At 66.0% G+C, this 15,618-nt stretch carries 6 protein-coding genes and 3 rRNA genes; all 9 read right to left on the bottom strand.

Annotated elements, in window-relative coordinates; all coding sequences use genetic code 11:
- Positions 1–49: 49 nt before the first annotated feature.
- Entirely contained in the window at positions 50–1,858 is a 1,809-nt protein-coding gene (locus tag H9X71_RS12650; RefSeq protein ID WP_191147412.1) for an ABC transporter ATP-binding protein, read from the bottom strand.
- Positions 1,855–3,702 carry an ABC transporter ATP-binding protein gene (locus tag H9X71_RS12655; RefSeq protein WP_191147413.1) on the bottom strand — a complete coding sequence of 616 codons (1,848 nt, stop codon included), beginning with the start codon at positions 3,700–3,702 and terminating at the stop codon, positions 1,855–1,857. Before H9X71_RS12655 ends, H9X71_RS12650 begins: the two co-directional genes overlap by 4 nt.
- 558 nt (positions 3,703–4,260) lie before the next feature.
- Entirely contained in the window at positions 4,261–5,616 is a 1,356-nt protein-coding gene (ddaH, locus tag H9X71_RS15045; RefSeq protein ID WP_280527972.1) for a dimethylargininase, read from the bottom strand.
- A 606-nt stretch (positions 5,617–6,222) separates the two neighbouring features.
- Positions 6,223–6,339, bottom strand: a 5S ribosomal RNA gene (rrf, locus tag H9X71_RS12665).
- Between the two features lie 119 nt (positions 6,340–6,458).
- A 23S ribosomal RNA gene (locus H9X71_RS12670) occupies positions 6,459–9,578 on the bottom strand.
- Positions 9,579–10,006: 428 nt separating this feature from the next.
- Positions 10,007–11,527: ribosomal RNA gene (locus H9X71_RS12675) — 16S ribosomal RNA — on the bottom strand.
- The 16S, 23S and 5S rRNA genes sit together here, the layout of an rRNA operon.
- Before the next feature lie 574 nt (positions 11,528–12,101).
- Entirely contained in the window at positions 12,102–13,727 is a 1,626-nt protein-coding gene (purH, locus tag H9X71_RS12680; RefSeq protein ID WP_191147414.1) for a bifunctional phosphoribosylaminoimidazolecarboxamide formyltransferase/IMP cyclohydrolase, read from the bottom strand.
- Entirely contained in the window at positions 13,724–14,323 is a 600-nt protein-coding gene (purN, locus tag H9X71_RS12685) for a phosphoribosylglycinamide formyltransferase (protein WP_191147415.1), read from the bottom strand. The genes purH and purN overlap by 4 nt, the downstream gene beginning before the upstream one ends.
- 3 nt (positions 14,324–14,326) lie before the next feature.
- Positions 14,327–15,607, bottom strand: coding sequence for a cell division protein PerM (locus H9X71_RS12690; RefSeq protein WP_191147416.1), 1,281 nt, complete (start codon positions 15,605–15,607; stop codon positions 14,327–14,329).
- Positions 15,608–15,618: the final 11 nt, after the last annotated feature.

Genomic DNA, 15,618 nt, shown 5'->3' on the forward strand with positions numbered 1-15,618 from the left:
CGGGGCCCGGACGCCGCGCCGTCGCGCGGACGTCCGGGCCCCGTCGTCGTCAGACCAGCGACTCCCGCCAGGCCGCGTGCAGCTGCGAGAAGCGGCCGGTGCCCTGGATCAGCGCCTCGGGCGTGCCGTCCTCGACCACCCGGCCCTGCTCCATGACGAGCACGCGGTCGGCGATGGCGACCGTCGAGAGGCGGTGGGCGATGATGATCGCCGTCCGGTCGGCGAGCAGCGTCGTGAGCCCCTGCTGCACGAGGCGCTCGCTCGGGATGTCGAGCGAGCTCGTGGCCTCGTCGAGGATGAGCACCGCCGGATCCGCGAGGAACGCGCGCGCGAACGAGATCAGCTGGCGCTGGCCCGCCGACACGCGGCCGCCGCGCTTGTTCACGTCGGTGTCGTACCCGTCCGGCAGGGACTCGATGAAGGTGTGCGCCCCCACCGCCTCGGCCGCCTCCCGGATCTGCCGCCTGGTCGCGTCGGGCTTGCCGATCGCGATGTTGTCGGCGACGGATCCGGAGAACAGGTACGCCTCCTGCGTCACCATCACGATGGCGCGGCGGAGGTCCTTCGGGTGCAGGTCGCGGAGGTCGACCCCGTCGAGCGCCACGCGGCCCTCGGAGGGGTCGTAGAACCGCGAGATGAGCTTGGCGAGCGTCGTCTTGCCCGCGCCGGTGGATCCGACGAGCGCGATGGTCTGCCCGGCCGGGAGGTCGAGGTCGAACCGCGGCAGGATCGTCCTGCCCTTCCCGTAGCCGAACTCGACGCCCTCGAAGGACACGTGGCCCGTGGACTCCCACAGGTCGACCGGCTGCACGGGGTCCGGCACGCTCAGCTCCTCCTCGAGCACGCCCGAGATCTTCTCGAGCGCGGCCGAGGCCGACTGGTAGCTGTTGTAGAACATGGCCATGTCCTGCGCCGGTCCGAAGAACTGGCGCGTGTAGAGCACGACCGCGAGCAGCGCGCCGATGCCCAGCTGCCCGTCCGCGACGCGCAGGCCGCCGACCAGGAGCACCACGGCGACGGTCACGTTTCCGATGAGGATGAGGCCGGGGTCGAAGACGCCGAAGACCTGGATCACGCGCATGTTGGTGTCGCGGTACCCCTCGACGTGCTCGGAGAACTCCTCGGCGTTGCGCCTCTCCTTGCGGAACGCCTTCACCGCGCGGATGCCCGTCATCGTCTCGACGAAGTGCACGATGAGCCGCGCCGACTTCACGCGCGTCTGCCGGAACAGCGCCTGCGACTTCACGGCGAACCAGAGGCTCAGGAAGAACAGCGGCACGAGCGCGGCGAGCAGCACGAGGCCCGACACCCAGTCGAAGGAGAACAGCGCGATGGCGGTGAACGCCATGTAGAGCGCGCCCTGCACGAGCTGGTTGATGCCGCCGTTGAGCAGCTCCCGGATGGAGTCGAGGTCGCTCGTCTGGCGGGAGATGATCCGGCCGGACGTGTACGTCTCGTGGAACTCCAGGCTCAGCTTCTGCGTGTGCAGGAACATGCGCTTGCGGAGGTCGATGAGGATCTCCTGCGCGATGCGCGCCGACATCACCTGGTACTTCGCGACGAGCACGGCGCCCGTGACCGCGACCAGGACGTAGGCCCCGATGACGAGCGCGAGCAGCGTGGGATCCCCCGTGTCGAGCAGCGACGGCAGCGCGCGGTCGAGGCCGACGCCGATGAGCGCGGGCCCGGCGACGTTCGCGGCCGTGGCCACGAGGATCGTCGCGCCGGTGAGGATCAGCGTCCGCTTGACCGGCTGGATGGTGCTGACCAGCAGCCGCGTCGACCGACGGCGGATCTGCCTGCTCTCGGCGCGGGAGAAGTCGTCCCTCTCCTCGCCGGTGACCCCGGTGACGCTCATGCTGAGGCCTCCTCGCGCACGGTGTTCCCTTCCACGTCCAGGCTCGAGATGACGAACCGGTAGTGCTCGCTGGTGGCGAGCAGGTCGGAGTGCCGGCCGACCGCGGTGATGCGGCCGTCCTGCATGAGCGCCACCCGGTCCGCGAGCATCACGGTCGAGGGGCGGTGCGCCACGATGAGCGCGGTGGTGGAGGCGAGCACGCGGCGCAGCGCCGCCTCCACGAGCGCCTCCGTGTCGACGTCGAGCGCGGACAGCGGGTCGTCGAGGACGAGCACGTCGGGCGCCGCGGCCACCGCGCGCGCGAGCGCGAGCCGCTGGCGCTGGCCGCCGGAGAGGCTGAGCCCCTCCTCGCCCACCGTCGTGTCGACGCCGTCGGGGAGGTCGCGCACGAAGCCGGCCTGGGCGATGTCGAGCGCCTCCTGCAGCACGCGCTCCGCCTCGGGTCCGCCGTCGGCGAGGTCCGGCCGACCGAGCAGCACGTTGTCGCGGACGCTCGAGGAGAAGAGCGTCGCGTCCTCGAACGCCATGGCGATCCTGCTGCGCAGCTCGTCGAGCCGCAGGTCGCGGATGTCCACGCCATCGAGCTCGATGCTGCCGCCGGTCACGTCGTAGAGCCGCGTGGTCAGCGCCGTGAGCGTGGACTTGCCGCAGCCGGTGACGCCGACGAGCGCCATGGTCTCCCCCGGCCGCAGGTCGAGGTCCACGCCGTCGATGAGGTCGGGCTGACCCGCGACCGCGTCCTGGTAGCGGAAGTGCGCGCCCCGGAACACGAGGTGGCCGCGGGGCTCCGCGATGCGCACGGGCGTCGCGGGGTCGGTGATGTCGTCCTCCTCGTCCATGACCTCGAAGTAGCGGTCGATGGCCGTGCGCGCGTCGAAGGTCATGGACAGCAGGAAGCCCACCGACTCGATCGGCCAGCGCAGCACCGCCGCGGTGGCGAAGAACGCCACGAGGTCGCCCACCGAGATCTCGCCGGCGGACGCGAGCAGCACGCCGCCGAGGAGCGCGAGCGCGAAGGTCAGGTCGGGCACGAGCAGCAGCCACAGCCAGATCCCGGCGATGGCCTTCGCCTTCTTGATCTCGGTACCCCGCAGCTCCTCCGCCTGCTCGGCGAACGCGTCGTGCATGTGCTTGCCGCGACCGAACGCCTTGAGCACGCGGATCCCGTGCACCGACTGCTCGACGCTGGTCGCGAGGTCGCCGGACTGGTCCTGGCTGAGGCGCGCGACGGACGAGTACTTCTGCTCGAAGAGGTAGCCGTACACCCACAGCGGGATCGAGCAGACGAGGAAGCCGAGGCCGAGCCGCCAGTCGATGGACACGAGGAAGCCGATGCCGACGAGGATCGTGAGGATGTTCACGACGAACAGGACCAGCCCGAACGCCATCCAGCGGCGGATGAGGTTGAGGTCGCTCACCATGCGCGACAGCAGCTGGCCGCTCTGCCAGCGGTCGTGGAACGCGACCGGCAGCCGCTGGAGCTTCCGGTAGAACGAGTTCCGCATGTCCGCCTCCATGAGCGTGCCGGGCTTCAGCACGAACCAGCGGCGGAGGGCGATCATCGCGGCTTCGAGGATCCCGAGCCCGAGGATGAGGAGCACCGCGGGCACGACGGCGGCGGAGTCGCCGTCACCCAGCGGTCCGTCGACGAGGCCGCGGAGGACCTGCGGGATCACGAGCGCGAGCAGCGAGCCGACGAGCGCGACGACCATGCCCGCGATGATGCTGGGCATGGCGGGCCGGGCGAACGGCAGCAGGCGCATGAGCACCGCGATGGTGCCGGGCCGGGGGCCGTGCCGCTCGGACGGCGCCGGTTCGGGCGATGCGGACGGGGAGGTGGACACGTGTCATTCCTTCGGTGGGACCGGTCGATGCGCGACCGGACGTGCTCGGCGGCCGCGGGCGTGGGGGCGCGCGGCGGAGGATCGGGGTGGGGACGGGGGCGGAGGGACGGGCGGGATCGCGGAGGAGCCGCTGCGGCGGGGGGGCTGCCGTGATCCGGGACGGGACGACGACCCGGATGTCCTGCGGCCCGCCGCCCGTGCGTTACGGCCGAGACGACCGAAGCGTGGGGATGCCTGCGAACTCGAGATCGCCTTCGACGAGCCGGGCTCGGCGCAGTTCGCCGGACGGTCCCGCTCTAGCGGGCGCGGGACGAGCGCACGATGCGCGCGGCCCGCACGCCGATCCGGATCGAGGTCGTGCGTGCGTCTGTCGTCGATGTCGTGGTCATGACACCCTCCCTGGCTGCGTATGCGATTCACGTGGGCCGCATCGAGGGGCCACGTGGGTGGCCGCCCCAGGCAGCCTTCCAGGATAGGGACCCCCGAGGTGCGAGCACAAGAGCCCGGCCCGCATCCGAGGACGCGGGCCGGGCTCTCGGTCCGTGCAGGGCGAGGAGGTCAGCCGATGCGCACCGACAGGCAGGTCACGCAGCCCTCGAGCTTCTCGAACTCGCTGACGTCGACGGCGACGACGTCGTAGCCGAGCCCGCGCAGCAGGTCCGCGGTGCGCGGAGCGGACGCGGACACGAGGAGCGTGTCGTCGTCGAGGGCGACGACGGCGGTGCCCTCCGCCTCGGGGACCGCCAGGAACGACGGGAACAGCCGCGGCTCGTCCACGAGCGGCTCGAACCCGATGACCGTGCCGTCCGGCAGCGCCGTCACCTGCGACTTGAGGTGGAGGGTGCTCCGGACGGGGACGGCGACGACCTCGTAGCCGAGGGGCCGGGCGATCTCGCGCAGCCGCCGGATCCCGGCGGCGTTGGTCCGTCCGCTGGCACCGACGTAGAGGGTGCGGCCCACCTCCAGGACGTCACCGCCGTCGACGGTCGCGGGCAGGTCGATGGAGACGACCTCGAGGCGCATGTCGGCCAACGCCTCCTCGACTCCGGTCCGCTCGCCACGACGGGACTCCGCACCGGAGGTGAGCACCACGGCGGTGCCGCCGAGCACGACGACCGCGTCCTCCACGAAGACGGAGTCCGCGTGGTCGTCGGCGGGCGGGACCTCCCGGGTCGACCACCCGTGCTCCTCGAGCGCGAGGACGTAGCGCTCCCACTGCTGGTCGGCGAGCTCGGCGTCGACGGGCTCTCGATCGCGGTGCGTGAGCTCCCCGTCGGCGAGACGGGAGGAGGGGATGCGCACGAGGGCGACGCGCTCGCGTGTCGTCGCGGCGTCCTCCCGCACCAGCCGCTGCCACAGGCGCCGTCCCAGCAGGATGGACGCGAGGGAGACCCCGATGACGAACATGAGGTTCAGCCCCAGCAGCGTCTCGAGCAGCGGGCCGACGATGTCGCCCGTGAGCGTGGCGCCCTGTCCGAGCGCCCCGATGAGGCTGCCCACGAGCGCACCCAGGATGCCTGCCGCGACGGATCCGACGATGGAGCTCCACACCCGTCGGTACATGCCCACGCCCGCGAGGGCCGCAAGGAGCACGAACGCGACGAGGGCGTGGATGCTCCAGTAGTCGAGCAGCGTCACGAGGACCGCGGCGCCGGGCTGGTTGGCGCTGAAGAGGGTGAGCACGCTGAAGAGCAGGCCGAGCACGGCCGAGACCGCGGCGGCGACCAGGGCACCCGAGAGAGCCCGCCCGAGCGGGGTGCCCACGGATGTGGCGGGCGCGCGGCGGCCGGCGGCGTCTCCGCGGACGCTCGCCGGCGCGGCGGTGGCCGCTGCTGCGTCACCGGGTCGTGACGTGGTGGCGTCGGGATCGTGGGGCTGGACGTGGCTGTTGTCGTTCTCACGGGGATCGGTCACGAGCCACGACGATAACGCGAGGGCTCCCCACGGCGATGTGAAGGGGCTGACAAGGCGGAGCCAGGAATGCACGGATTCCCTATGACGTGCGTCTCCTCGCACGGCTCGGCCGTCGGGAGCCCGGCGCCCATCCGTCGGGAGCCCGGGAATGCCGGTGCACCACTGCACCATCCGATCGTGCACAGCCGGCGGATCCGCCCGTGGAGCGCATCGCGGCTCAAGCCACGAGCGGGGCGCGCGCACGCTCATGTCACGGCACCTCATCCCCGGCCGCCCGAGACCCGGGTCCTCCTGCACGCAGGGTGCGTGTGCCGCCGGTGGCGGCGCCGATGGCTCCTTCGAACTGCCCCGACGACACGGTCCGTGCGGCACGACGCGGGCATGAGGCCCGACCACCACCCCAGAGCTGCTGGTGGATGCGATGGCCGCGTCCGCAGAACGCCGTGGATGCAGCCCGGCATGGAGAGCCCTGCGTGCGTGCGTACGTGCGTGCGTGCGTGCGTGCGCGTTCGCTCTCGAGGGCGCGCCTGCAGGCGCACGCCGTGTTAACGCAGAAAGGCCCGTCGCACGATGTGCGACGGGCCTCCCCGATCATTCTCAAGTTAAGTCCGGCGGTGTCCTACTCTCCCACAGGGTCCCCCCTGCAGTACCATCGGCGCTGAGAGTCTTAGCTTCCGGGTTCGGAATGTGACCGGGCGTTTCCCTCTCGCTATGGCCGCCGAAACACCTCATACACACCCCACAAGAGGGCATGAAATCTGTGATGAATCGACCAGTCAAGCTGGTTGTTCAATTAGTACCCGACCGTATATCGGGAACCACATAGTGGACGCAAGCAAAGTGTTTTCAAGATATCGGCTTATTAGTACAGGTCAGCTCCACGAGTCTTTAGTCCTCGCTTCCACATCCTGCCTATCAACCCGGTAGTCTAGCCGGGAGCCTTCACCCTGAAAGGGATGGAAATCTCATCTCGAAGCCGGCTTCCCGCTTAGATGCTTTCAGCGGTTATCCGTTCCGAACGTAGCTAATCAGCGGTGCTCCTGGCGGAACAACTGACACACCAGAGGTTCGTCCATCCCGGTCCTCTCGTACTAGGGATAGATCTTCTCAAATTTCCTACGCGCGCAGCGGATAGGGACCGAACTGTCTCACGACGTTCTAAACCCAGCTCGCGTACCGCTTTAATGGGCGAACAGCCCAACCCTTGGGACCTACTCCAGCCCCAGGATGCGACGAGCCGACATCGAGGTGCCAAACCATGCCGTCGATATGGACTCTTGGGCAAGATCAGCCTGTTATCCCCGAGGTACCTTTTATCCGTTGAGCGACAGCGCTTCCACAAGCCACTGCCGGATCACTAGTCCCGACTTTCGTCCCTGCTCGACTTGTCAGTCTCACAGTCAAGCTCCCTTGTGCACTTACACTCGACACCTGATTACCAACCAGGTTGAGGGAACCTTTGGGCGCCTCCGTTACTTTTTAGGAGGCAACCGCCCCAGTTAAACTACCCACCAGGCACTGTCCCTGAACCGGATTACGGTTCGAAGTTAGATATCCAGAGTGACCAGAGTGGTATTTCAACAATGACTCCACCCGAACTAGCGTCCGAGCTTCAAAGTCTCCCACCTATCCTACACAAGCCACACCGAACACCAATACCAAGCTGTAGTAAAGGTCACGGGGTCTTTCCGTCCTGCTGCGCGTAACGAGCATCTTTACTCGTAGTGCAATTTCGCCGAGTTCGCGGTTGAGACAGCTGGGAAGTCGTTACGCCATTCGTGCAGGTCGGAACTTACCCGACAAGGAATTTCGCTACCTTAGGATGGTTATAGTTACCACCGCCGTTTACTGGGGCTTAAATTCTCAGCTTCGCACTTGCGTGCTAACCGTTCCTCTTAACCTTCCAGCACCGGGCAGGCGTCAGTCCGTATACATCGTCTTGCGACTTAGCACGGACCTGTGTTTTTAGTAAACAGTCGCTTCCCACTGGTCTCTGCGGCCTTCAAACGCTTCAGGAGTAAATCCCTACACGCCTCAGGCCCCCCTTCTCCCGAAGTTACGGGGGCATTTTGCCGAGTTCCTTAACCACGATTCTCTCGATCTCCTTAGTATTCTCTACCTGACCACCTGAGTCGGTTTGGGGTACGGGCGATTGGAACCTCGCGTCGATGCTTTTCTCGGCAGCATAGGATCACTGATTTCGTCCGTGAGGACTACCCATCGGGTCTCAGGCTTAATAGAAGACGGATTTGCCTATCTTCTGCCCTACATCCTTAGACCGGGACAACCATCGCCCGGCTCAGCTACCTTCCTGCGTCACACCTGTTAATACGCTAAACGCCCCAGCGTAGGGTCGTGTGCTAGGCCAAGACCGTCACCCCGAAGGGATCGAATCAAGGATTCAGACACTTAGCATTACTGGATTGTCTTGGGCGGTTCTTCATCGGTACGGGAATATCAACCCGTTGTCCATCGACTACGCCTGTCGGCCTCGCCTTAGGTCCCGACTTACCCAGGGCGGATTAGCCTGGCCCTGGAACCCTTGGTCTTTCGGAGGACGGGTTTCTCACCCGTCTTTCGCTACTCATGCCTGCATTCTCACTCGTGTGGCCTCCACGGCTGGTTCACACCGCCGCTTCGCTGGCCACACGACGCTCTCCTACCCATCCATACGGCTGGACCACGAAGGCCTGCCTGTAATATAAATGCCACAACTTCGGTGGCGTGCTTGAGCCCCGTTACATTGTCGGCGCGGAATCACTTGACCAGTGAGCTATTACGCACTCTTTCAAGGGTGGCTGCTTCTAAGCCAACCTCCTGGTTGTCTATGCAACTCCACATCCTTTCCCACTTAGCACGCGCTTAGGGACCTTAGATGGTGGTCTGGGTTGTTTCCCTCTCGACGATGAAGCTTATCCCCCACCGTCTCACTGCTGCGCTCTCACTTACCGGCATTCGGAGTTTGGCTGAAGTCAGTAACCTTTTGGGGCCCATCGTCCATCCAGTAGCTCTACCTCCGGCAAGAAACACGCAACGCTGCACCTAAATGCATTTCGGAGAGAACCAGCTATCACGAAGTTTGATTGGCCTTTCACCCCTATCCACAGCTCATCCCCTCCATTTTCAACTGAAGTGGGTTCGGTCCTCCACGACGTCTTACCGTCGCTTCAACCTGGCCATGGATAGATCACTTCGCTTCGGGTCTAGAACATGCGACTCATACGCCCTATTAAGACTCGCTTTCGCTACGGCTGCCCCTCACGGGTTAACCTCGCCACATATCACTAACTCGCAGGCTCATTCTTCAAAAGGCACGCTGTCACACCAACAAGGATGCTCCAACGGTTTGTAAGCAAACGGTTTCAGGTACTATTTCACTCCCCTCCCGGGGTACTTTTCACCTTTCCCTCACGGTACTTGTCCGCTATCGGTCATCTGGGAGTATTTAGGCTTATCAGGTGGTCCTGACAGATTCACACGGGATTTCTCGGGCCCCGTGCTACTTGGGATACTCTCCGGACAGGCGACGACATTTCGACTACGGGGTTCGCACCCTCTATGACTGGCCTTTCAAGACCATTCGTCTATATCGCGCTCATTGCCCTCACAGCTCGGTAGAACTGTACGGAAAGTCCCGCAACCCCGACCATGCAACTCCTACCGGATATCACACATGATCGGTTTGGCCTCTTCCGGTTTCGCTCGCCACTACTAACGGAATCGCTTTTGCTTTCTCTTCCTGTGGGTACTGAGATGTTTCACTTCCCCACGTTCCCTCTACCCGCCCTATATATTCAGGCGGGAGTCACCAGGTCACCCAAAGGGCCTGGCGGGGTTTCCCCATTCGGAGATCCTCGGATCAAAGCTCTATTATCAGCTCCCCGAGGCTTATCGCAGATTTATACGTCCTTCTTCGGCTCCAGATGCCAAGGCATCCACCGTTTGCTCTTAGAATCTTGAAATCACATGAGATTGAATCGTTTCGCCTCCCCTAGAGGAGACAGAATTGACCAATGATCTATAAATAGATCTTTGTGATCCACCGGAAAACCGGTGAATCTAAGATGCTCGCGTCCACTGTGTAGTTCTCAATATACGGGCGGTACCCCACCACCATCCATGGAAGGACGACGGAAAGGGTCCGACAAGAAACCAGACACACCAGCAAAGGTGCGGCCCGGTCCCTCAGGACCCAACAGCGTGCAACATGCCCTCGACAAACCGCACCACGTTCCCACCCCACAAGGAGGCGTACTAGCAGCACGGCACATCAGCCGGCATCAATGTCAATGTTCCACCCATGAGCGCCACCGCCAGGACGAACGCCTGACGCGTGACTTGGCACCCTTGATCTCCCTGTATACAGAGGAGAGGTGCACATGCTCCTTAGAAAGGAGGTGATCCAGCCGCACCTTCCGGTACGGCTACCTTGTTACGACTTAGTCCTAATCACCGATCCCACCTTCGACAGCTCCTCCCTTGCGGTTAGGCCACTGGCTTCGGGTGTTACCGACTTTCATGACTTGACGGGCGGTGTGTACAAGGCCCGGGAACGTATTCACCGCAGCGTTGCTGATCTGCGATTACTAGCGACTCCGACTTCATGAGGTCGAGTTGCAGACCTCAATCCGAACTGAGACCGGCTTTTTGGGATTCGCTCCACCTTACGGTATCGCAGCCCTTTGTACCGGCCATTGTAGCATGCGTGAAGCCCAAGACATAAGGGGCATGATGATTTGACGTCATCCCCACCTTCCTCCGAGTTGACCCCGGCAGTCTCCTATGAGTTCCCACCATTACGTGCTGGCAACATAGAACGAGGGTTGCGCTCGTTGCGGGACTTAACCCAACATCTCACGACACGAGCTGACGACAACCATGCACCACCTGTATACCGACCTTGCGGGGCACACATCTCTGCATGTTTCCGGTATATGTCAAGCCTTGGTAAGGTTCTTCGCGTTGCATCGAATTAATCCGCATGCTCCGCCGCTTGTGCGGGCCCCCGTCAATTCCTTTGAGTTTTAGCCTTGCGGCCGTACTCCCCAGGCGGGGAACTTAATGCGTTAGCTGCGACACGGAGACCGTGGAATGGTCCCCACATCTAGTTCCCAACGTTTACGGCATGGACTACCAGGGTATCTAATCCTGTTCGCTCCCCATGCTTTCGCTCCTCAGCGTCAGTTACGGCCCAGAGATCTGCCTTCGCCATCGGTGTTCCTCCTGATATCTGCGCATTCCACCGCTACACCAGGAATTCCAATCTCCCCTACCGCACTCTAGTCTGCCCGTACCCACTGCAGACCCGAGGTTGAGCCTCGGGATTTCACAGCAGACGCGACAAACCGCCTACGAGCTCTTTACGCCCAATAATTCCGGACAACGCTTGCACCCTACGTATTACCGCGGCTGCTGGCACGTAGTTAGCCGGTGCTTTTTCTGCAGGTACCGTCACTTTCGCTTCTTCCCTACTAAAAGAGGTTTACAACCCGAAGGCCGTCATCCCTCACGCGGCGTTGCTGCATCAGGCTTTCGCCCATTGTGCAATATTCCCCACTGCTGCCTCCCGTAGGAGTCTGGGCCGTGTCTCAGTCCCAGTGTGGCCGGTCACCCTCTCAGGCCGGCTACCCGTCGTAGGCTTGGTGAGCCATTACCTCACCAACAACCTGATAGGCCGCGAGTCCATCCCCAACCGAAATTCTTTCCACGACCAGACCATGCGGCCAGTCGTCATATCCGGTATTAGCTACCATTTCTAGCAGTTATCCCAGAGTCGGGGGCAGGTTACTCACGTGTTACTCACCCGTTCGCCACTGATCCGCCGGAGCAAGCTCCGACTTCACCGTTCGACTTGCATGTGTTAAGCACGCCGCCAGCGTTCGTCCTGAGCCAGGATCAAACTCTCCATAAATGCTTAAACGCACGACCACCCGAAGGCGACCGGCACATCTAAAGCCGGACGTGAACGGGAATCGAACACGAACCAGCAAGTTTGAAACCGACAGAACAAATCATTACTGACTTGCTTGTTTGTTTAAATGTTTTCCAAAGGAATCCGGACATCATCCCAAAGGGACGATGCCACGGGTATTTGGCATTTGACATTGTGCACGCTGTTGAGTTCTCAAGGAACGGACGCTCCCGACACCGACCATCACAGCCAGCCATCGGAGCTCACACTCCACCGCTCCCCGTGGGAGTGATCCAGACCCAGAAGGCCCAGCACTCACGTCGGAAGCAGAATCAGACCCTAGCTCAGTTGGTGGTACACACGCAACCCGTAAGCCGCGGCAACTTCTGTTTCACCAGGATCATCACCCGCCAGAACAGCTCCGGAAGCTTTTCGCTTCCCGCCCGTTCCGGCGACAAGAGGAGACATTACGCGGACCACCCCACCCCCGCAAAACAACCCGCATCCCGGGCGTGTCGCGACGGCGTCCCGCACGGGGACGCGGGCGACGACGACGTTGCCGTCGCCGACCCGCTCAGTGGAAGAAGTGGCGCTCGCCCGTGAAGTACATGGCGACCCCGGCAGCGCGGGCCGCCTCGACGACCTCCTCGTCGCGGACCGATCCCCCGGGCTGGACGACGGCGCGGACACCGGCGTCGAGCAGGACCTGCAACCCGTCGGCGAAGGGGAAGAACGCGTCGGACGCCGCCACGGAACCGGTCGCCCGGCCACCGGCGCGCTGCACCGCCAGCTGGCAGGAGTCGACCCGGTTGACCTGGCCCATTCCCACCCCGACCGATGCGCCGTGGTGCGCGAGCAGGATCGCGTTCGACTTCACGGCGCGACACGCCTTCCATGCGAACTCCAGGTCGGCGAGGGTCTGCTCGTCGACCGGGTCGCCGGTGGCCAGGGTCCACCCGTCGGAGAGGCGGGTGCCGTCGGCGGGGAAGGAGTCCCCGGACTGGACCAGGTACCCGCCGGAGATCTGCCGGGCCTCGAGCTCCTCACGGCGGTACCCCTCCGGGAGCGTCAGCAGCCGCAGGTTCTTCTTCGACCGCAGCAGCGTGAGCGCATCGTCGTCGAACCCGGGCGCCACGAGCACCTCGGTGAAGATCTCCTTCACCGTCTCGGCCATGCCGAGCGTGACCGTGCGGTTGGCGGCGATGACCCCGCCGAACGCCGACACCGGATCGCAGTCGTGCGCGCTCCGGTGGGCCGCGGCGATCGCGTCGACCGCGCGCGGCGGGGCGACGGCGATCCCGCATGGGTTCGCGTGCTTGATGATGGCGACGGCCGGCTCGGCGAAGTCGTACGCGGCGCGGACCGCGGCATCCGCGTCGACGAAGTTGTTGTAGGACATCTCCTTGCCGTGCAGCTGCGTCGCCTGCGCGATGCCCGCCCCGTCCGGGCGCCGGTACAGCGCGGCGTCCTGGTGCGAGTTCTCCCCGTATCGGAGCACCTGCGCCAGCTCCCCCTCCACGCTCCAGCTCGTCGGCCAGGCGGAGGCGTCCGGCGCGCCGTCGTCGGCGCCCACCACCGACCGCTGGAAGTACCCGGCGACGGCCCGGTCGTAGTCGGCGGTGTGCGCGAAGGCGGCGGCGGCGAGCCGCCGGCGCTGCGCGAGGGTCGTGCCCCCGGAGCCCAGCGCCTGGATCACCTCGCCGTAGCTCGACGGCGAGACGACGATGGCGACGTTCGCGTGGTTCTTGGCCGACGCCCGCACCATGGCGGGCCCGCCGATGTCGATCTGCTCGATCACGTCCGACGCGGGGGCACCCGACGCCACCGTCTCCACGAACGGGTAGAGGTTCACCACCACCAGCTGGAACGGCGAGATGCCGAGCTCCGCGAGCTGGGCCTCGTGCGACTCGAGCCGCAGGTCGGCGAGGAGGCCCGCGTGCACCGACGGGTGCAGGGTCTTGACCCGCCCGTCGAGCGCCTCCGGGAACCCGGTCACATCCTGGACCGGGGTCACCGGGAAGCCCGCGTCGGCGATGGTGCTGGCCGTGGATCCGGTCGAGACGATCTCGACGCCCGCTCCCGCCAGGGCGGCGGCCAGATCGAGGAGGCCGGTCTTGTCGCTGACGGAGACCAGGGCGCGTGCCACCGGGATGCCGTCGCGATCGCGGAACAGGGACGGGTCGTGTCGGGGTCCGCTCATGCCGGGGACAGCTCCTTGAGGTCGATGGTGCCGAGGGAGATGGCGCGCACCGTGTCGACGAGGAGCCTGCGCTCCACGACCTTGATGCGCTCGTGCAGGGTGTGCTCGGTGTCGCCCGGCTCCACGGGCACGCGCTCCTGCGCGAGCACGGGTCCGGTGTCGACGCCGGTGTCGACGACGATGATGGACGCCCCGGAGCTCGTGGCCCCGGCGGCGATCGCGTCGCGCACGGCGTGCGCGCCGGGGAACTCGGGCAGGTACGCGGGGTGCGTGTTGACGATCCGCGGCGCGAAGGCCTCCACCGCGCGCGGCGGCAGCAGGCGCATGAAGCCGCTGAGCACGACGAGGTCGGGTTCCCATCCGGCGATGGCGGCGGCGAGCTCGTCGCCCCAGGACGCGCGGTCGGGGAAGCTCGCGAACGGGACCGTGAAGGTCGGGATGCCGCGCTCCTCGGCGAACAGCAGGCCGTCCGCGTCGCGGTCGGCGCCGACGGCGATCACCCGCGCGGGGTAGTCGGCGTGGTCGGCCGCCTGGAGGAGGGCGTGGAGGTTGGTCCCGCTGCCGGAGATGAGGACCACCACGTTGAACACGCCCACAGCCTATCCGCGTCCTTCGGCGCTCCGCCGGACCAGCGGGGCCATGAGGCCGGACACGAACATGCCCGCCACGGAGGCGACGCCGATCTCGAGGAAGGCGACCAGGAGGACCCACCCGGCGGCCGGACCGACGTCGACCAGGCGCCCGGGGCCGGCCGCTCCGCCGGACAGGAGGGCGAGCAGGGACAGCACCACCGCGCCGACCACGCCCATCCCCAGCCCCGCCGCGAGGAACCACGGCCAGCGCCGCGCCTCGGGTGCCGGGACGCGGGCCACGCGCGGCGACAGGGCCACGGCCGCGACGAAGGAGACGACGACCGGCGCGAGGATGCCGAGGTACCCCAGGTCCAGCGCGCCCTGCGGGAGGATCCCGAGCACGGGCACGGACGGGATGGGCCCGACCGTGGTGCCGAGGGGCGAGACCGAGGATCCGGTGCCGAGCGCGAACCCGGGCCCGATGAGCCAGGACGAGGCCCACAGCACGAGGTTCGGCAGGAGCGCCAGCTGCCCGAGCGTGAGGGCGACGCCGCCGACGATCCCCGTCTGCAGCGTCTCGTAGAGCGTGATGACGGTGGCGTACTGGAGCCCGAGCAGCACGGCGACGACGACCGCGGAGAACCCGACGACCCCGAACGCGGCGGCGGCGCCTCCGCGGACCGCTGTGCCGGCGACGGATGCCGCGCCCTCGGGGAGCCGGTCGAGCGCATCCCGCGCGCCGCGCACGATGCCGGCGACGCGACCCGTCGACAGGGACGCCCACCAGCGGGAGGCCCGGGCACGGTCGACGCGGGCGATGCCGCCGATGAGCAGTCCGAGGGCGAGGACGAGCGTGGGCAGGATCGCGCCCCGGACGAGCGCCGGTGCGACGCCCTCGTGCTGCGCGACGAGCGCGAGCCCGAAGGAGAGGACGGCGGTCGTGACGACGGCCGCGAGGACCCCGACGCCCGGATGGTCGGTCTCCACGATGCGGCGGCCGGCGCGGATGCCCAGCAGGAGCGTGAGGAGCGCGAAGCCGAGGGGCGCGAGCGTCAGGGCGAACGGCGCGTCCACCCCGGGCAGGCCGAGGGCGGCCGCGAGCCCGGGATCGAGGGACGCGGTGAGGGTCACGCCGTGGCCGAGCAGCCACAGGTCGATCCCCGTGCGCGCGAACACGCCCCAGTCGATCTGGAGGCCGTACTGGCCCGCCCAGAGCGCCGTGAGCGGCACGAGGGGCAGGGCGACGCCGACCCCCACCACCAGGAGCGCCTCGAGTGCCGCGAACAGGGCGGTTGCGTGTCGGTTCATGCCTCGACGAC

Origin of the sequence: Clavibacter zhangzhiyongii (assembly GCF_014775655.1) — a bacterium.
In the GTDB taxonomy this organism is placed as follows: domain Bacteria; phylum Actinomycetota; class Actinomycetes; order Actinomycetales; family Microbacteriaceae; genus Clavibacter; species Clavibacter zhangzhiyongii.

Bases quoted from the DNA above. Each gene is read 5' to 3' on its own strand.
- H9X71_RS12650 (WP_191147412.1), bottom strand. From the start codon at position 1,858: ATGAGCGTCACCGGGGTCACCGGCGAGGAGAGGGACGACTTCTCCCGC.
- purH (WP_191147414.1), bottom strand. From the start codon at position 13,727: ATGAGCGGACCCCGACACGACCCGTCCCTGTTCCGCGATCGCGACGGC.
- H9X71_RS12690 (WP_191147416.1), bottom strand. From the start codon at position 15,607: ATGAACCGACACGCAACCGCCCTGTTCGCGGCACTCGAGGCGCTCCTG.